This window comes from Allobosea sp. GW823-FHT01F03 (assembly GCF_058798075.1).
Genome location: NZ_CM179505.1, coordinates 576088 through 592337 on the forward strand (window position 1 = coordinate 576088; position 16250 = coordinate 592337).

At 67.9% G+C, this 16250-nt stretch carries 17 protein-coding genes; 12 read left to right on the forward strand and 5 right to left on the reverse strand.

The features are described from left to right. Positions 1–212 precede the first annotated feature (212 nt). The 8 genes from AC3RCC_RS02740 (at position 213) to AC3RCC_RS02775 (ending at position 6476) form a co-directional block, all read left to right on the forward strand. Entirely contained in the window at positions 213–1043 is an 831-nt protein-coding gene (locus AC3RCC_RS02740; protein ID WP_492258736.1) for a metal ABC transporter permease, read from the forward strand. A 36-nt stretch (positions 1044–1079) separates the two neighbouring features. Continuing rightward, positions 1080–2024 (forward strand): metal ABC transporter substrate-binding protein, encoded by a 945-nt coding sequence (locus AC3RCC_RS02745; protein ID WP_492257514.1) that lies wholly within the window; start codon positions 1080–1082, stop codon positions 2022–2024. Positions 2025–2214: 190 nt separating this feature from the next. Further along, complete coding sequence (locus AC3RCC_RS02750; RefSeq protein ID WP_291645901.1) at positions 2215–3177, forward strand: CobW family GTP-binding protein; 963 nt, start codon at positions 2215–2217, stop codon at positions 3175–3177. Positions 3178–3309: 132 nt separating this feature from the next. Continuing rightward, a complete protein-coding gene (locus AC3RCC_RS02755) occupies positions 3310–4317 on the forward strand; it encodes a WD40 repeat domain-containing protein (protein WP_492257515.1) in 1008 nt (335 codons plus the stop codon). A 5-nt stretch (positions 4318–4322) separates the two neighbouring features. Beyond that, the gene (locus AC3RCC_RS02760; protein ID WP_291635593.1) at positions 4323–4598 is read left to right on the forward strand and encodes a hypothetical protein; all 276 of its coding nucleotides are present in this window, start codon (positions 4323–4325) and stop codon (positions 4596–4598) included. Between the two features lie 65 nt (positions 4599–4663). After that, a complete protein-coding gene (locus tag AC3RCC_RS02765; protein ID WP_291635595.1) occupies positions 4664–4876 on the forward strand; it encodes an antitoxin MazE family protein in 213 nt (70 codons plus the stop codon). Beyond that, positions 4873–5226 (forward strand): type II toxin-antitoxin system PemK/MazF family toxin, encoded by a 354-nt coding sequence (locus AC3RCC_RS02770; RefSeq protein ID WP_492257516.1) that lies wholly within the window; start codon positions 4873–4875, stop codon positions 5224–5226. The genes AC3RCC_RS02765 and AC3RCC_RS02770 overlap by 4 nt, the downstream gene beginning before the upstream one ends. Positions 5227–5321: 95 nt before the next feature. Further along, positions 5322–6476, forward strand: a complete 1155-nt coding sequence (locus AC3RCC_RS02775) for a winged helix-turn-helix domain-containing protein (RefSeq protein WP_492257517.1) — start codon at positions 5322–5324, stop codon at positions 6474–6476. Positions 6477–6494: 18 nt separating this feature from the next. Here the strand turns inward: AC3RCC_RS02775 and AC3RCC_RS02780 are convergent, their stop codons facing one another. From AC3RCC_RS02780 to galE, 3 genes are all read right to left on the reverse strand, one after another. Beyond that, entirely contained in the window at positions 6495–7706 is a 1212-nt protein-coding gene (locus AC3RCC_RS02780) for an SGNH/GDSL hydrolase family protein (protein ID WP_291635600.1), read from the reverse strand. A 65-nt stretch (positions 7707–7771) separates the two neighbouring features. After that, positions 7772–9010, reverse strand: coding sequence for a lytic murein transglycosylase (locus tag AC3RCC_RS02785; RefSeq protein ID WP_291635602.1), 1239 nt, complete (start codon positions 9008–9010; stop codon positions 7772–7774). A gap of 175 nt (positions 9011–9185) precedes the next feature. Further along, entirely contained in the window at positions 9186–10175 is a 990-nt protein-coding gene (gene galE, locus AC3RCC_RS02790; RefSeq protein ID WP_492257518.1) for a UDP-glucose 4-epimerase GalE, read from the reverse strand. Positions 10176–10498: 323 nt separating this feature from the next. Here galE and AC3RCC_RS02795 point away from each other — a divergent pair, with 323 nt between their 5' ends. Next, complete coding sequence (locus tag AC3RCC_RS02795) at positions 10499–11377, forward strand: UTP--glucose-1-phosphate uridylyltransferase (protein WP_291635606.1); 879 nt, start codon at positions 10499–10501, stop codon at positions 11375–11377. A gap of 185 nt (positions 11378–11562) precedes the next feature. Here AC3RCC_RS02795 and AC3RCC_RS02800 read toward each other — a convergent pair whose 3' ends face one another. Continuing rightward, positions 11563–13131 carry an outer membrane beta-barrel protein gene (locus tag AC3RCC_RS02800; protein ID WP_492257519.1) on the reverse strand — a complete coding sequence of 523 codons (1569 nt, stop codon included), beginning with the start codon at positions 13129–13131 and terminating at the stop codon, positions 11563–11565. 146 nt (positions 13132–13277) lie between these two features. On the opposite strand from AC3RCC_RS02800, the gene AC3RCC_RS02805 reads away from it, so the two are divergent. Beyond that, a complete protein-coding gene (locus AC3RCC_RS02805) occupies positions 13278–14249 on the forward strand; it encodes a KpsF/GutQ family sugar-phosphate isomerase (RefSeq protein ID WP_492257520.1) in 972 nt (323 codons plus the stop codon). On the opposite strand, the gene AC3RCC_RS02810 is transcribed toward AC3RCC_RS02805, so the two are convergent. Continuing rightward, entirely contained in the window at positions 14246–15145 is a 900-nt protein-coding gene (locus AC3RCC_RS02810; protein ID WP_492257521.1) for a LysR substrate-binding domain-containing protein, read from the reverse strand. The genes AC3RCC_RS02805 and AC3RCC_RS02810 overlap by 4 nt on opposite strands. Positions 15146–15247: 102 nt before the next feature. On the opposite strand from AC3RCC_RS02810, the gene AC3RCC_RS02815 reads away from it, so the two are divergent. Both AC3RCC_RS02815 and AC3RCC_RS02820 read left to right on the forward strand, forming a co-directional pair. After that, positions 15248–15922, forward strand: a complete 675-nt coding sequence (locus AC3RCC_RS02815) for an FMN-dependent NADH-azoreductase (protein ID WP_492257522.1) — start codon at positions 15248–15250, stop codon at positions 15920–15922. Then, a complete protein-coding gene (locus tag AC3RCC_RS02820) occupies positions 15919–16248 on the forward strand; it encodes a DMT family transporter (RefSeq protein WP_492257523.1) in 330 nt (109 codons plus the stop codon). Before AC3RCC_RS02815 ends, AC3RCC_RS02820 begins: the two co-directional genes overlap by 4 nt. Positions 16249–16250 lie beyond the last annotated feature (2 nt).

A 16250-nucleotide genomic window follows, 5' to 3' on the forward strand; every position in this document is an offset into this window, starting at 1 on the left:
GCCGCTTATGCCGGAATAGACGATCCCAATCCCTCATCCTGAAGAACCGCGATAGCGGCGTCTCGAAGGATGCTCCAGCGCGCACTGGACCGTCCTTCGAGACGTGATCTGCGATCGCTCCTCGGGATGAGGGCTGTATTTGCCATAGGCTGAGAGAAGCCACGCTCGTGCTCTACGACCTCCTGATCGGCCCCTTCGCCGAATTCGACTTCATGCGCCGGGCCCTGGTCGGCATCGTCGCGCTCTCGCTCTCGGGGGCGCCGGTCGGCGTCTTCCTGATGCTGCGGCGGATGAGCCTGACCGGCGATGCCATGGCCCATGCGATCCTGCCGGGCGCGGCGCTGGGCTATCTCGTCGCCGGCTTCTCGCTGCCGGCGATGACGCTGGGCGGGCTCGCGGCCGGATTCGCGGTGGCGCTCGCCGCCGGGGCTGTGGCGCGCCTGACGGTGCTGAAGGAGGACGCTTCCCTCGCGGCCTTCTACCTGATCTCGCTGGCGCTGGGCGTCACCCTGGTCTCGCTGCGCGGTTCGGCGGTCGATCTCTTCCATGTGCTGTTCGGCAATGTTCTGGCGCTCGACGACGAGGTGCTGCTGCTGCTCGCCTCCGTCGCCAGCATCACGCTCGCGACCTTGGCGCTGGTCTACCGGCCGCTGGTGATGGAATGCGTCGATCCCGGCTTCCTGCGTTCGGTCAGCCGCTCGGGCGGTTTCGTCCACCTGACCTTCCTTGGCCTCGTCGTGCTCAATCTCGTCGCCGGCTTCCACGCGCTGGGCACCCTGCTCGCGGTCGGCCTGATGATGCTGCCGGCCGCCGCGGCGCGTTTCTGGACCGCCGACATCACCCGGCTGATCCTCACCGCCTGCGGCTTCGGCATGCTCTCCGGCTATGCCGGCCTGGTGGCGTCCTATGCCGCCGGCAGTAATCTTCCGGCGGGGCCAGCGGTGATCCTCGCGGCCGGAGCGCTCTATCTCGGCTCGCTGCTGTTCGGCTCGCAGGGCGGCTTGGCGCGACGGCTCTTGCCTCGGGCCCATCTCCAGCGCTAGTAATGTTATAGTGTTTCATATAGTGCGAGAGCCGTCATGCTGAACCGCCGCCTTCTCCTCCTTTCGGGCCTCGTCGCCGGGGCCGGACTGTCGCTGCCGGCCCTTGCTCAGGAAAAATCGGCTCAGGACAAGCCCGCGGAAGGCAAGCTTCCGGTCGTCGCCAGCTTCTCGATCCTCGCCGATTTCGTCCGCGAGGTCGGCGGCGAGCGCGTCGCGCTGACCACGCTGGTCGGGCCGGATGGCGACGCCCATGTCTATTCGCCGAGCCCGGCCGATGCGAAGGCGATGGCTGCGGCCAGCCTCGTTGTCGTCAACGGGCTGAAATTCGAGGGCTGGCTGACCCGGCTGCTCAAATCCTCCGGCACCAAGGCGAAGCTGGCGACGGCGACGGAAGGTGTCACGCCGCTGAAGATGCAGGATGACGGTCATGGCCATGGCCATGGCAGCGAGGATCCGCATGCCTGGCAGAGCGTCTCGAACGCCAAGGTCTATGTCGCCAACATCCTGAAGGCGCTGAGCGCCGCCGACCCGGCCGGCAAGGCGATCTACGAGGTCAATGCCGCCGCCTATCTGGCGAAGCTCGACGCGCTCGAAACCGAAATCAAGGCAGCGGTGGCCCGCATCCCGGCCGACCGGCGCAAGGCGATCACCTCGCATGACGCCTTCGCCTATTTCGCCAAAGCCTATGGCATCGCCTTCGTCGCGCCGCAGGGCGTCTCGACCGAAGCGGAGGCCTCCGCCCGCGATGTCGGGCGGATCATCCGCCAGGTGAAGGCGCAGAAGGTGCCGGCGGTGTTCCTGGAGAACATCAGCAATCCGCGCCTCGCCGAGCAGATCGCCCGCGAAAGCGGCGCCAGGATTGGCGGGCGGCTCTATTCGGACGCACTCTCGGGCGGCGACGGGCCGGCCGGGACTTACATCGCGATGATGAAACACAATATAAGCCAGATCGAAAAGGCGCTCGCCGCCGGCCCGGCCTGAGAGGCAAGTTCACAGTAGCCACGCGTCATCCCGGACAAGCTGCAAGGCAGCGCAGCTCCGGGATCCATCGTAGAGTTCCGCGCCCTACGATGGATCCCGGATCTCCGCTTCGCTCCGTCCGGGATGACGTGTGGTTGACATGACTCCGGCCGCTGCCCGACCGAATCGCGAAGTGAATCAGGATCGACCCATGTCCGAAAAAATTCCCGTCACGGTGCTCACCGGCTATCTCGGCGCCGGCAAGACCACGCTCCTCAACCGCATCCTCACCGAGGACCACGGCAAGAAGTTCGCCGTGATCGTCAACGAGTTCGGCGAGGCCGGCATCGATGGTGACCTCGTCGTCGGGGCCGACGAGGAAGTGTTCGAGATGAACAATGGTTGTATCTGCTGCACGGTGCGCGGCGATCTGATCCGCATTCTCGACGGGCTGATGAAGCGCAAGGGGAAGTTCGACGCGATCATCGTCGAGACCACCGGCCTCGCCGATCCCGCGCCGGTCGCCCAGACCTTCTTCGTCGACCAGGATGTCGGAGACGCCACCAAGCTCGATGCGGTCGTGACCGTAACCGACGCGAAATGGCTGAAGGACCGCCTCAAGGACGCGCCGGAGGCGAAGAACCAGATCGCCTTCGCCGACGTCATCATCCTCAACAAGACCGATCTCGTCACCGAGGCGGAACTGGCCGAGGTCGAGAGCGCGATCCGCGCGATCAACCCCTATGCCAAGCTGCACAAGACGACGCGCTGCGAACTGCCGATCGAGAATCTGCTCGACCGCAACGCCTTCGATCTCGACCGCATCCTCGACATCGAGCCCGACTTCCTCGAGGCCGGACACCACCACCACCATGCGGACGACGTCCGCTCGATGTCGTTCACCATCCCCGGCGATGTCGACCCCGACAAGTTCATGCCGTGGATCAACGATCTCAGCCAGGCGCAGGGTCCGAACATCCTGCGCTCCAAGGGCATTCTCGCCTTCAAGGGCGAGCCGCGGCGCTTCGTCTTCCAGGGCGTGCACATGATCCTCGACGGCGATCTGCAGCGCGACTGGAAGCAAGGCGAGGCTCGGCAGTCGCGGCTGGTCTTCATCGGCCGCGATCTCGACGAGAAGGCGCTGCGCGAGGGTTTTCTGGCCTGCGCGGCCTGAGCGCTGCCACGACGCGCCATCCATCTTGCGTCATCCCGGAGCGAGCTGCGGCCGTCCGGGATGACGGCGGAGGTTGGCTGATCTACTTCGGATAATGGTTCCCCTCGCCCGAGATTTTGCTAGACCGCGACCATGGACACCATCAGCAAACCCGTCTCGCTGCGCGAGCATGTCGTTCCCGTCGAAGCCGGCGAGCATGTCGTCGCCGTCGCCTGGCTGAAGCAGACCCTGGTGCTGGCGCTCGCCGATGGGCGCGTGCTGCGCTGGCGCGACGGCGCGGTCGAGAGCCTCGCTGCGCATCGCGGCGGCATCCTCAGCGCCTGCTCGGATGGCGAGCGCCTGATCAGTGGCGGTGACGATGGTCGCATCGTTGCGACGGCCGCCGAAGGCGAGCCGACGGAGATCGCCGCCGATCCGAAGCGGCGTTGGGTCGACGCGGTGGCGCTGTCGAATTCCGGCAGCATCGCCTGGAATGTCGGCCGCTCGGTCCATGCCCGCGACGACAAGGGCAACGTCAAGTCGCTCGACGTCGCCTCGACGCCGCAAGGCGTGGTTTTCGCGCCGAAGGGCTACCGGCTCGCCATCGCCCAGATGAACGGGGTCTCGCTCTGGTATCCGAACACCGAGGCGAAGCCGGAATTCCTGGAATGGAAGGGCTCGCATCTCGACGTCACTTGGTCGCCGGACGGGCGTTTCGTCGTCACCTCTATGCAGGAGAACGCCCTGCATGGCTGGCGGCTCGGCGACAAGCCGACGCATATGCGCATGACCGGCTATCCGGCCAAGCCGCGCTCGCTGTCCTGGTCGCATGACGGACTCTGGCTCGCTTCGAGCGGGGCGGATGCGGCGATCGTCTGGCCTTTCCAGGGCGAGGGGCCGACCGGCAAGGCGCCGCGCGAATGCGGCGCCCGCCATGCCAAGGTGACCCGCGTCGCTTTCCATCCCAAGGCGCTGGTGCTCGCGGTCGGCTATGATGATGGCTGCATCCTGATGATCCGCCTGGTCGACGGCTCGGAGCTGCTGGTCCGCGCGGCGCAGCGCGGCAGCGGCATCACCGCCTTCGCCTGGGACAAGCTCGGCAAGAAGCTCGCCTTCGGCGCCGAGGACGGGGCGGCCGGCGTCCTGACCCTGCCGGGCTGAGCGCGATGCGCTTCGGCCTGTTCGGCAGGGGCAAGCGCGAGGCGGGCGAGGCCGATGCCGCGGCCTCGGTGAAGCGGCAGGTGCGGGCGCTGCTCGAACTGCCGGAGAATGCGGTGATCGCCGTCAACGAGATCCTCTGCGCCGATCCGGCCTGCCCGGGCACGGAGACGGTGATCCTGGTGATGAATCCCGGCGAGAAGACCAGAGCCTACAAGGTGCAGAGCGCCCTGGCCGAGCTGACGCCGGAGGCCTTGGCGCTGGCATTGTCCGTAGCGGATTAAGTCTTCGTCTTCCCTGAGATTACCCGTTGTGCTAGGTTACATGTAACCGGTGCGAGAGTCGTTACATGGCGTCTGCTAGTGGCAAGCTGAAGGTTCGTCGCCATCGCGAGCGGCTGCGCGAGCAGGGTCTCCGGCCGATCCAGATCTGGGTTCCTGATGTCCGAGCCGTCGGCTTCCAGGCGGAAGCGCATCGGCAGGCGCAGGCGGTGGCGCACAGCGACCAGGCCGCGGACGATCAGGCCTTTATCGACGCCATCTCGCTAGACGAAGCCGAATGAAGCGCGGCGAGATCTGGACGGTTGCCGGAGGGCAGGACTATGCCGGCAAGCCGCGCCCCGCGGCCATCGTTCAGGACGATAATTTCGACGCGACAGCCTCCGTCACCATATGCGCGTTCACCACGGATGAGACCGAGGCCCCGCTGTTCCGGCTGCCGGTTACACCGGCTGCCGCGAACGGCCTGCATTTGCCCTGCCGCCTTGTGGTCGACAAGCTGACCACCGTCCCGAAGAGCAAGCTCGGGGAGCGCATCGGACGGCTCGACGACGAGGATATGGTACGCCTCAACCGGGCGATCGCCGTTTTTCTAGGGCTGGCGTCGCCCTCGCGTACGAGCGGCGGGGAGTAAGCAGGGTATCGCGCCCTTCACCGCCGACAGCTTTTGTCAGGAACATGGGCGCCTGCCGCTTACTGGCGCATGGACTTGCCGCTAGTTTGCGGCAAATGGCGACGCGACCCCGCAAGATTCCCGAACTCGGCAAGGCTCAGGCCCGCAGCATCTGGCTAGCAGCCCAGAAGCTCGACATCCGTGAGCCCTTCGGCGCCGGCCCCGCCGCCACCTCGGCGGCGGTCGCCCATCTCGGCTATGTCCAGATCGACACGATCAACGTGATCGAGCGCTGCCATCACCACATCCTGTACAGCCGCATCCCCTCCTATGGGCGGGCCGATCTCGTGCAGGCCCAGTCGGCCGACAAGGCGGTGTTCGAATACTGGACGCATGCGCTGTCCTATGTGCCGTCGGCGGATATCCGCTATTTCCTGCCGGCGATGAAGGCACATCGGGCCGAGCCGAAGCGCTGGTCCTCGGTCGGGGGCGGGGAGGAGGCCCGCAAGCTGCTCGCCCGCATCCGCAAGGAGGGCGCGCTCACCATCCGCGACATCGATACCGACGTGCTCGTCGAGAAGACCCATCTCTGGGCGAGCAAGAAGCCCTCGAAAGGGCTGCTAGAACGGGCCTTCTACGATGGCGAGCTCGTCATCTCGGCCCGTTCCGGCATGCTCAAGACCTATGAGCTGATGGACCGGCATTTCGGCTGGGAGAAGCGGCCGGCGCCTGCCTCCGAGCGACAGGTCGTCGCCTACAAACTCGACCGCGCCTTGCGCGCGCAGGGTGTCGTCAGCCTCGATTCAATCTGCCATCTCGATGCGCCGAGCAAGAAGGCCGTGGCCGAGCTGATCGCCGCCAGGGTGAAGCGCAGGCAATTGGTCGAGGTCACGATCAAGGGCGCCTCGACCTCGCCGCATTGGGCGGCGCCGGAGATGCTGGAGCCGGCCGCGCCTGGAGGTGAAGAACTCGTCCACATCCTGTCGCCCTTCGACCCGCTGATCATCCAGCGCAAGCGGCTGAAGCTGTTCTTCGGCTATGAGCATCTGTTCGAGGCCTATCTGCCGAAGGAGAAGCGCGTCTTCGGCTATTTCGGCCTGCCGGTTCTGGCGGGAGACCGGATCGTCGCCGTCGCCGACCTCAAGACCGACCGGGCCGGACGCAAGCTGCTGATCCAGCAATGGACCTGGCTGGAACCGGCGCCCTCGGCGGAGCTGCGCCGGCGGGTCGACGCCGAGATGGAGCGTTTCGAGCGTTTCCAGCTCGGCTAGACCCGTCGGTGGCCGGGCTCAGTTCGGCCTCGGCCAGCGGAAATCGTCGGCGCGGCCCGGCTTCGGCTCGGGCGCGACGCCGTCTCCGAAGACGCGGTCGAGCTGGGTTGCGGTATCGCCGCGGCCGCGCGCATCCTGGATCGAGGCCAGGAGCGCGGATTCTCCGGCTGCCGGCGCTGCGCCGGTCAAGGGCAGGATCGGACCGGCGAGCGGCCTGACCGGAAGGACGGGGACGAGGGAAACATCCTCCGTCCGGCCGCTGACCATCCGGTCGATCAGCCGTTCGATCGCGTCGGTCTGCTGCTCGGCGGCCGCTGCTGCGCCGGCGCCCGCTTCGGTGGGCAGGGCGATGACGTTCTCGCTCGGCGTACGGTCGAGGATGCGGCGGATCAGGACATCGACGAAATGGGCGGCTTTGCGGGCGCCCGCCTTGGTGAAGTGCACGCCGTCGCCGAGGCGCAATCTCGTGGTCTGGCCGTCCACATCCGGGCCCATCGCGCTGTAGCGGTTCTCGGCGTCGAGATAGGGGGTCCAGAGATCGACGAACTGCCCGCCGGACGCCTCGACGCCGTTGCGGAAGAGGTCGTTCAGCACGGTGAGATCGGTCGAAAGCCTGGTGTTCTGCATCGGCGGGGCGCCGGCCCAGATCAGCGGTATGCGCCGCGCCGCGAAGGCCGCCGTCACCGCCTCGATACGGGAGCGGTAGATCTGCAGCCAGCGCTCGCTCAGCGGCTCATGCGTGACCTCGCCCTCGCGGATCGCCTGGCGGTCGTTCGGCCCCAGCGAGATCACGCCGACCATGATCTTGGGATCGGCGGCGAGCAGCTCCACCACCGCCTTCGGCCAGTCGTAGAAATCGGTGCGGACCAGGCCGCTATCGGCCTTGGCCTTGCGCTGCACGGCGACGTCGGCGCGATCGTTGAGGCTGTCGGCGAGGCCGATGGCGATCTGGTCGGCGAGCGTGTCGCCGACGACGAGGACATGGTGGTTGACGTCGACCTTGGGGATGACCGGATCGTCGCGGACCATCTGGGGCGGCCGGCGCCGGGTCTGCTGCGGCGCCGGCCGGCTACGCTGCCGCGGCTGGACCGCTGGTCGCTCGGGGACCTGCCAGAACAGGTTGAAAAGACTGCGGCGCTGCGGCTCGCCCTGGGCGAAGGTCGAGGGGCCGCCGGTGAGCAGCAGGAGCGCGGAGGCCGCGAGGGCCATGGCGAAGGAGCGTAAGCGCATCGCTCGGCTACCCGGCGTCGGTCAGTCCGACCACCTCTTCTCTATAGCTGAAACCGGGCCGAAAGTCAGCGCGCGGCCTTCATCCGCGCCAGCAGTGCCGGCGTCGGCCAACCATCGGCGAGCAGGCCGGCGCGCTGCTGGTACTGGCGCACGGCGTCGCGGGTGCCGGTGCCGATGCGGCCATCGGCGTCATGCGAATAGAGGCCGAGGCGCTTCAGCCGGTGCTGGAGGTCGGTGACGCCTTTCATGTCGAGGCGCGGCGCCTTGACCGGCCATTCGCCCTGCAGGGCCGGGCGGCCGACGATCCGGTCGCCGAGATGGCCGACCGCGAGCGCATAGGCGTCGGAGGAATTGTACTTCTTGATGACGTCGAAATTCGCGGTCAGCAGCAAAGCCGGGCCGGTATGCCCGGCCGGATAGAACAGCCGCGCCTCGCCGGAGGAGGGCAGCGAGCCGCCATCGGCGCGGCGCAAGCCGGCCGAGCGGAAGCTCGCGAAGCTGGCGCGGTAGAGATTGTGGTCGAAGCCCTCGGGCACCACGACCTCGATGCCCCAGGGCAGGCCGGGCACCCAACCGAAGCTCTTCAGATAGTTGGCGGTCGAGGCGATGGCGTCGCTGGTCGAGGTCCAGATGTCGGCATGGCCGTCGCCGGTCTGGTCGACGGCGTATTTCATGTAGCTCGACGGCATGAACTGGGTGTGGCCCATGGCACCGGCCCAGGAGCCGCGCAATTCGCCGCGCTCGGCATAGCCCTTCTCGATCAGCTCGAGCGCGGTCAGCAGCTCGTCGCGGAAGAAGTCGCCGCGATAGCGGATATTGGCGAGAGTCGCGAGCGAGCGGATGACGTCCTTGTCGCCCTTGAACGAGCCGTAATTGGTCTCCATGCCCCAGATGCCGAGGATGATCTCCTTGGGCACGCCATAGCGGGATTCGGCCTGGGCCAGCACCCCGGCATGGGCGGCGAGCATGTCGCGGCCGCGCGAGATGCGGGCGCCGCCGACGGCGCTGTTGAGATAGCTCCAGATCGGCGCGACGAATTCCGACTGCTTGCGGGTCAGCGCGACGATCGAGGGATCGGGCACGACGCCCTGGAAGGCGAGGTCGAAGGTCTTGCGCGAGATGCCGCGAGCCTGGGCCAGCGGCCAGAGGGTCTTCAGGAAGCCGTCGAAGCCGGCGCTCGTCGTCGGCCGCGGCGCAGGCTTCGGAGCCTGGGCGCGGGCCTGGTTGATCGAGCCCGTGGTCTGCGCGAGGGCGGGGCCGAAGCCGAGCATGGCGGCGAGGACGAAGGCGGAAAGGCGGCGCATGTCGGTTCCCTGGCACGGTCGCTGGACGGGCTTTCCCGACACAGCGCCTGAACGAGGTTAACCATGGGTTAATGCGGCGCCAAATGCCTTGCTGCAAGGCTCGTCTGCAGCGGAGCCCTCATCCTGATGACGTCGCTTCGCGGCTCCTCGGGATGAGGGTTGAGGGGACCGGGCCTCAGCTCGCATTGCGCTTGCGCAGGCTCTCCTCCCAGGCGAGCGCCTGGGTGACGATCTCGGTGAGATCGTCATGCTGCGGCCGCCAGCCGAGCTCGTTGCGGATCCGGTCCGCCTTGGCGATCAGCGAGGCCGGATCGCCGGCGCGACGTGGCGAGAGCTTGACCGGAAAGTCGACGCCCGAGACCTTCTTCACCACTCCGACCACGTCCTTCACCGAATAGCCGCGGCCATAGCCGCAGTTCAGCGTCAGGCTGTCACCGCCGGCGCGCAGATGATCGAGGGCCGCAAGATGGGCGCGGGCGAGGTCGGTGACGTGGATGTAGTCGCGCACGCAGGTGCCGTCGGGGGTCGGATAATCGGTGCCGAAGACCTCGAGCCCGGTACGCTGGCCGAGCGCGGCCTGGCTCGCGACCTTGATCAGATGGGTGGCACCGGCCGATGACTGGCCGGAGCGGCCCCTGGGATCGGCGCCGGCGACGTTGAAATAGCGCAGGGCGATATAGGACAGGCCATGGGCCTTCGCCGTGTCGGCGAGCATCCATTCGCTCATCAGCTTGGAGCGGCCATAGGGGTTGATCGGGTTGAGCGCAATCTCCTCGGGCACCGGCGAGACCGGCGGCTCGCCATAGACGGCGGCGGTCGAGGAGAAGATCACGTGCCTGACGCCGGCGCGCACCGCGCTTTCCAGCAGGGCGCGCGTCTTGACGGTGTTGTTGAGATAGTAGCCGAGCGGATCGGAGACCGAATCCGGCACGACGATCCTGGCGGCGAAATGGGCGATCTCGGTGATGCCGTGCTCGGCGACCACCCGCTCGACCAGCGCCTGGTCGCCCATGTCGCCCTGGACGAAGGTCGCCTCCGGCGGCACGGCCCACCAGAAGCCGGTCGAGAGATCGTCGAGCACCACGACCTTCTCGCCGCGGTCGAGCAGCTCCAGCACCATGTGGCTGCCGATATAGCCAGCACCGCCCGAAACCAGAATCGCCATCATCGTCTCCCTGTCGCCCTTAACCGTATCAAACGCGATTGTGCGCGGCTGGACCAGCCCATCCAGCCGGCGCTCCCGGATGAAGCGCGGGAAGCAGAGCCTGCAAGAACGAGGATCCGGCTGCGACCTGCCGGCGAATTTCGTATGAAGGCATTGACGTTCCGGCAAGGCCTGACTGCTATGCCGGTGTCGGGAGGCGGTCCGTCTTTCGCCAGAATTGGACGACAGCCTCCAGAAGCCGGCATTGAACGGGGCGAAGCCGGTTTCCCAGAAGCCCTCCGATCTAGCAGGCGCGCGCTGCCTGGCGCGCGAGATGGATGCGCATGAGCAAGAAGATCCGCAAGGCGGTGTTTCCGGTCGCAGGGCTGGGCACGCGTTTCCTTCCCGCCACCAAGGCGATCCCGAAGGAGATGCTGACCATCGTCGACCGGCCGGTGGTCCAGCACGTGGTCGACGAGGCGCGCGCGGCGGGCATCGAGCATTTCGTCTTCGTCACCGGCCGCAACAAGGGCGTGATCGAGGACCATTTCGACATGGCCTATGAGCTCGACGACACGCTCGCCAAGCGCGGCAAGGTCAAGGAACTCGAGGCGCTGAAGCAGGACCTGCCGGCGGCCGGCGCGGCGAGCTTCACCCGTCAGCAGGGCCCGCTCGGCCTCGGCCATGCCGTCTGGTGCGCCCGCGACATCATCGGTGACGAGCCCTTCGCGCTGCTCCTGCCCGACATGCTGCACCATACCGGTGGCAAGGGCTGCCTCGCCGAGATGATCGAGGCCCATGCCGAGCATGGCGGGAACCATATCGCGGTCGCCCCGGTGCCCGACGACCAGACCCATCAATACGGGATCGTCGGCGTGCACGACGCCAAGGCCAAGGTCTCGCAGATCACCGGCATGGTCGAGAAGCCGCCCAAGGGCACGGCGCCGTCGAATCTGCACATCACCGGGCGCTATATCCTGCAGCCGACGATCTTCGACCTGCTGGCCAAGCAGGAGAAGGGTGCCGGCGGCGAGATCCAGCTCACCGATTCGATGATTGCCCTGGCGAAGCGCGAGAAATTCTTCGCGGTGCGCTTCGATGGCGACATCTACGATACCGGTTCGAAGATCGGCTTCCTCGCCGCCAATCTCGCCTATGCGCTGGACCGCGAGGATCTCGGCCCGCAATTGCGCGAGGAGATCGGGCGTCTGCTGAAGCGGTAGCTTTCCGAGTGCTGCGCTGTCCTTTCCTTCTCCCCTCGCGGGAGAAGGTGGCCCGAAGGGCCCGATGAGGGGTCGCTCAGGTCTATAAAGTCCCAGAAGGGCGAGGGCTCCTAGCCGGCGGTTCGCGGCGCGCGCCCCCTCATCTTAACCCTCTCCCGCAGGTGGAGAGGGTTAGGGTGCGTTCATCAGAACTGCATTCTGAGGCCGACCAGCGAGACATTGGCGGTGTAGTCCGAGCCCTGCTGGGTCGAGTTCAGGCGCTCATGGGTGAAGCTGGCGCGGACCGAGAAGGTCCGGGTCAGCTTGTAGTCGAGCCGCGCGCCGATGGTGGAGAGATCCTCGCGCAGGCCTTGGCCTTCATAATCGGTGCGCTGGAAGGTGGTGAAGCCGGTGACGGTCAGGTTGCGCCTGAGCGCATGCGCCACCTCCAGGCTGACGCGCCGCGCCGTGGTGCCGCTCGAGCCGGCGATGGTGGTGTCGCCGAGTTCCGCCGTGCCGCGCAGCGTCACGGTGGTCAGCGGCGTCGGGGTCCACAGGATCGCGGCGTCGCCGACCATGCCGCGCAGCTGCTTCAGGCGTGGATCCTGGTATTGGCGGTCCTGATAGCCAGCCGAGACTTCGCCTGTGAGCATGCGGCTGATCTCGAAGGTCGTGCCGAGACGGGCGGTGTAGCCGTCGGAGGAGCGCATATAGCCGCTCGAATCGACCTTCTGGTCGAACTGCCTGGTGTCGACCTCGCCCTGCACGAAGGGCCTGAAGCCCGGCGTCACCTCATAGGCGGCGCGCAGCCGCAGGCCGTATTGCGTCTGGTTGCGGTCGGCCTGGCTCAGCACCTGGCCGTTGGTCAATTCGGCGTTCTCGTAGTCCTGGCGGTCGATCGAGCCGCGCAGGGTGAGCTGCAGGCGGTTGATGTCGTGGGTGACGCCGGCCGAGGCGCCATAGGCCCAGGTGATCGGCCGGCCCTGCACGGAGGCGGTGAGATCGGGCGAGCCCGGGCGCTGCGTGTCGAGCACCAGGCGGGATTCGAGCAGGATGCGGGTGTCGCGCGTCGCGTCGAGGCGCAGCGACAGGTTGCCCTGGGCATCGGGACGGGAGGCGTTGTCGTCGCGGAAGTAATGGCTGTAGCCGCCGCGCAGCGAACCGGTCAGCTCATGCACGTTCCAATCGGACTGGATGCCGAGCTCGCCTTCGGTGCGGCTGAACGCCGAGCCCTTGCTCGGGCCGGCGATGCGCGAGGGATTGCTGTCATAGCCGATCGACCCGGTGAGTGCCGGGCGCAAGGTGACGGCGCCGAAACGCAGGCCGAGTGGCGCGTAGGGGTCCTCCTCCGGGGCGCGGCGGCGTGGCGGAGGGGGTGGCGCGGCCGGCGCCGGCGGCAGCCCGGTGACGACCGGTTGCGGGGCACGGATCTGGCGCTGGGTGACGCCGCGCAGCGATGGCGCCTGGACCGGCCGCCCGGCGCGCGGCGGCTGGCGCTGCGAGACCGCGCCTTGCTGGCGCTGGACCAGCGCGGCGGGGTCGCTGATCGCCTCGGGGGTGGCGGAGGTGGGGCCGGTACCGGTTTCGGCATTCTCCGGGGCACGCTGCTGTGCGACATATTGTGGCGTGCCGGTGCGCAGACCCGAGGCGCGCGCCCGAGGCGCCGGCTCGTCCAGCGTCTGCGCCAGGCCGGTTCGGGGCCAGGCCAGCAGTCCGGCCACGCCGCAACAGCTCGCGACGCCGGCCAGCCAGCAGATCTTGGCGAAACGGGTCACGGGCAGGCCGAGGCTCCGGCGTAAACGGGACAAGGCGCACCGGGATGGCGCGCATGGTTAACGGAGTTAGAACGAAGAGGGTTAATGCCGCGTCAACGCGAGCGGGCAGTGGTCACCCGGCACGTCGCCGTGCTAGATGCCGCGGCATGACCGCGACCATCGGCGCTTCCGCGCTCCGCACCATCGCCACCGAACGCGCCGGGCTCGACGCGCTCCACGCCGCCATCGGCAACGGGCTTTCCGCGCCCTTCGCCGCCGCCGTCGAGATGATCCGCACCGCTTCCGGCCGCGTCGTCGTCACCGGCATGGGCAAGTCCGGCCATGTCGGCCGCAAGATCGCGGCGACCATGGCCTCTACCGGCACGCCCGCGCATTTCGTCCATCCGGCCGAGGCGAGCCATGGCGATCTCGGCATGGTCCAGCCCGATGACGTGGTCGTCGCGCTGTCCTGGTCCGGCGAGGCGGCCGAGCTCTCGGCGATCGTCGCCTATACGCGCCGTTTCCGCGTCGGGCTGATCGCGATCACCGCCAATGCCGAGAGCGCGCTCGGGCGCGAGGCCGATATCGCGCTCGTCCTGCCCAAGGCGCAGGAAGCCTGCCCGAACGGGCTCGCGCCGACGACCTCGACGACCATGCAGATGGCGCTCGGCGACGCGCTCGCTGTCGCCCTGCTCGAGGCGCGCGGCTTCTCGCGCCAGGATTTCTACGTCTATCACCCCGGCGGCAAGCTCGGGGCGCAGCTCAAGACCGTCGCCAGCATCATGCATCAGGGCGAGCGTCTGCCGATCGTCGGTGCGAGCGCGGCGATGGCCGATGTGGTCGAGATGATCTCGGCCAAGAGTTTCGGTTGCGCCATCGTCATCGACCCCGACGGCAAGCTCGCCGGGGTCGTCACCGATGGCGACCTGCGCCGCAAGCTCGGCGGCGGCTGGGGCGGGCGGTTGGCGCGCGACGTGATGACGGCGAATCCGCGCCGGATCGCGCCGGATGCCCTGGCCGTCGAGGCGCTGGAAATGGTCAACCGGATGCGGGTGACGGCGCTGATCGTCGCGGATGCGGACGAGCGCCCGGTCGGCCTCGTGCATGTGCACGATCTGCTCAATCTCGGCGTCGCCTAAGGTTCGTCGCGGGGCCGGTCTTCTCGCAGGGCCTGACGCAGCGCCTTGCCGGCGAAGGCCATGAAGGCCCTGACCTTGGCGGCGTAGCGCAGATCCGGATGGGTCAGCAGCCAGACCTGCGAACGCAGCTCCGGAACCGGCGGGCTCACCCGCGCCAGTCCGAAGAGCGGATCATCGCCGAGATAGGCGGGCAGCAGCGCATAGGCCCCGGAATGCGCCGCGAGCGCGGCACCGAGCATCAGATTGACCGAGGTGCTGCGCGCCGCCGGCGGGACATGCGTATCGAGCCAGCGCGCCGCCGGCGTCTGGGCGATCTCGCCCGACAGGCCGATCCAGCCGCCCGCGGCGATGAGCGCGGCGAGGCTCGCCGGGTGTGGTTCCGATCCTCGCGTGTAGACCGCATAGTCGAAGCTGCCGAGCTTCGTACCGATCAGGGTGTCCGGCGGCGCGCGTGTCGGGCGGATCGCGATGTCGGCCTCGTTGCGCCGCATGTCGGCCATGGCGCTGGACACATCGAGCCGCAGCTCCAGTCTCGGGTGCAGACGGCCGAAGGCCGCGGCGACCGGCATCACAAGGGTCTGCAGCGTGTCGGTCGTCGTCACGGTGAGGGGGCCGCCGAGCCGCGCGTCGCGGCCGCTGACCGCGCGGTTGAGCGCGTCGAGCCGTTCCGCGATCGCCTCTGCCTCGGCGACGATCTCCTCGGCCAGGGAGGTCGGTGCCTGGCGGCCGTCGATCCGCTCGAAGAGCTTGCCGCCGAGCCGATGCTCCAGCGCTTCCAGGCGGCGATAGACCGTGGCCGGATGGGATTGCAGCGCCTCGGCTGCCGGCTTCATGCGGCCGGCACGGGCGATGGCGAGGACCAGAGCGAGATCGTCATGGCTCAACATGCTTCGCATTCATGCGAATTCTGATCGCAATGCAAGCATTTCGGTTCGCGTTATTGCGAGGCATTTGGATCGTGATGCGCCGCCTGGGCGCACCGCAACGGAGCTGAACACATGCCGAGACTGCTTCTGGTTCAAGCCTCGCCGCGCCAGGGTGATTCCGCCTCGCGCGCGGCCGCGGCGGCTTTCCTGACCCGCCTGCACGAACTGGTGCCGGAACTGGAGGTCGATACGCTCGATCTCTGGCGCGAGTCGCTGCCGGAGTTCGACGGGGCGGCGCTCGCAGCGAAATATGCCCGGCTTGCCGGGCGACCGCCGGCTCCTCCTGAGGCGGAAGCCTGGAAAACCATCGAGGCGATGGTCGCCCGGCTCGACGCCGCCGATATCGTGCTGATCGCGACGCCGATGTGGAATTTCGGCATTCCCTACAAGCTCAAGCACTGGATCGACCTGGTGACGCAGCCGGAACTGGCGTTTCGCTTCGATCCCGCGACGGGCTATACGCCGCTGCTGCGGCCGCGCCCGACATTGGCGATTGTCGCCAGCGCCGGCGACTACAGCGCCGGCCCGAGCTGGGGGCGGCCGGATCTGGCGACGCCCTATCTTCAGGCGGCGCTACGCTTCATCGGGCTCGGCGAGATCGCGGTGGTCGGGCAGGGGCCGACTGTCGGTCCGGAGCCGGCGATCACGGCCGCCCGCGACAAGGCCCGTGCCAGGCTGAGCCAGCTTGCCGAGAGCTTCGCCGCGGCGCTGCCGCGGGCGCAGGCCAGAGCCGCGAGGGCGTCATGACCGCCGGCTGGGCCTGGCTCGCCCTGATCGCCTCCGGCGTCGTCGACGTCGCCTGGGCGTTCTCGATGAAGAAGGCCGATGGCTTTCGCGATCTGCCCTGGGCGCTGGTCTCGGTCGCGCTGCTGATCGTCTTCGTCGCCCTGCTGATCAAGGCGCTCGAAGTGCTGCCGCTCGGAACCGCCTATGCGGTCTGGACGGGGATCGGCGCCGCCGGCTCGGTCGCCGTCGGCATCCTGATCTTCGGCGAGCCGGCGACGGCGGGGCGGCTGTTCTGGATCGCGCTCGTCCTCGCCGGGATCGTCGGGCTGAAACTGCAGGCCGGCTGAGC

What these genes read in the sequence shown, in the direction of transcription:
- AC3RCC_RS02740 (WP_492258736.1), top strand. Translation starts at nt 213, where the DNA reads ATGCGCCGGGCCCTGGTCGGCATCGTCGCGCTCTCGCTCTCGGGGGCG.
- AC3RCC_RS02745 (WP_492257514.1), top strand. Translation starts at nt 1,080, where the DNA reads ATGCTGAACCGCCGCCTTCTCCTCCTTTCGGGCCTCGTCGCCGGGGCC.
- AC3RCC_RS02750 (WP_291645901.1), top strand. Translation starts at nt 2,215, where the DNA reads ATGTCCGAAAAAATTCCCGTCACGGTGCTCACCGGCTATCTCGGCGCC.
- AC3RCC_RS02755 (WP_492257515.1), top strand. Translation starts at nt 3,310, where the DNA reads ATGGACACCATCAGCAAACCCGTCTCGCTGCGCGAGCATGTCGTTCCC.
- AC3RCC_RS02760 (WP_291635593.1), top strand. Translation starts at nt 4,323, where the DNA reads ATGCGCTTCGGCCTGTTCGGCAGGGGCAAGCGCGAGGCGGGCGAGGCC.
- AC3RCC_RS02765 (WP_291635595.1), top strand. Translation starts at nt 4,664, where the DNA reads ATGGCGTCTGCTAGTGGCAAGCTGAAGGTTCGTCGCCATCGCGAGCGG.
- AC3RCC_RS02770 (WP_492257516.1), top strand. Translation starts at nt 4,873, where the DNA reads ATGAAGCGCGGCGAGATCTGGACGGTTGCCGGAGGGCAGGACTATGCC.
- AC3RCC_RS02775 (WP_492257517.1), top strand. Translation starts at nt 5,322, where the DNA reads ATGGCGACGCGACCCCGCAAGATTCCCGAACTCGGCAAGGCTCAGGCC.
- AC3RCC_RS02780 (WP_291635600.1), bottom strand. Translation starts at nt 7,706, where the DNA reads ATGCGCTTACGCTCCTTCGCCATGGCCCTCGCGGCCTCCGCGCTCCTG.
- AC3RCC_RS02785 (WP_291635602.1), bottom strand. Translation starts at nt 9,010, where the DNA reads ATGCGCCGCCTTTCCGCCTTCGTCCTCGCCGCCATGCTCGGCTTCGGC.
- galE (WP_492257518.1), bottom strand. Translation starts at nt 10,175, where the DNA reads ATGGCGATTCTGGTTTCGGGCGGTGCTGGCTATATCGGCAGCCACATG.
- AC3RCC_RS02795 (WP_291635606.1), top strand. Translation starts at nt 10,499, where the DNA reads ATGAGCAAGAAGATCCGCAAGGCGGTGTTTCCGGTCGCAGGGCTGGGC.
- AC3RCC_RS02805 (WP_492257520.1), top strand. Translation starts at nt 13,278, where the DNA reads ATGACCGCGACCATCGGCGCTTCCGCGCTCCGCACCATCGCCACCGAA.
- AC3RCC_RS02810 (WP_492257521.1), bottom strand. Translation starts at nt 15,145, where the DNA reads ATGCGAAGCATGTTGAGCCATGACGATCTCGCTCTGGTCCTCGCCATC.
- AC3RCC_RS02815 (WP_492257522.1), top strand. Translation starts at nt 15,248, where the DNA reads ATGCCGAGACTGCTTCTGGTTCAAGCCTCGCCGCGCCAGGGTGATTCC.
- AC3RCC_RS02820 (WP_492257523.1), top strand. Translation starts at nt 15,919, where the DNA reads ATGACCGCCGGCTGGGCCTGGCTCGCCCTGATCGCCTCCGGCGTCGTC.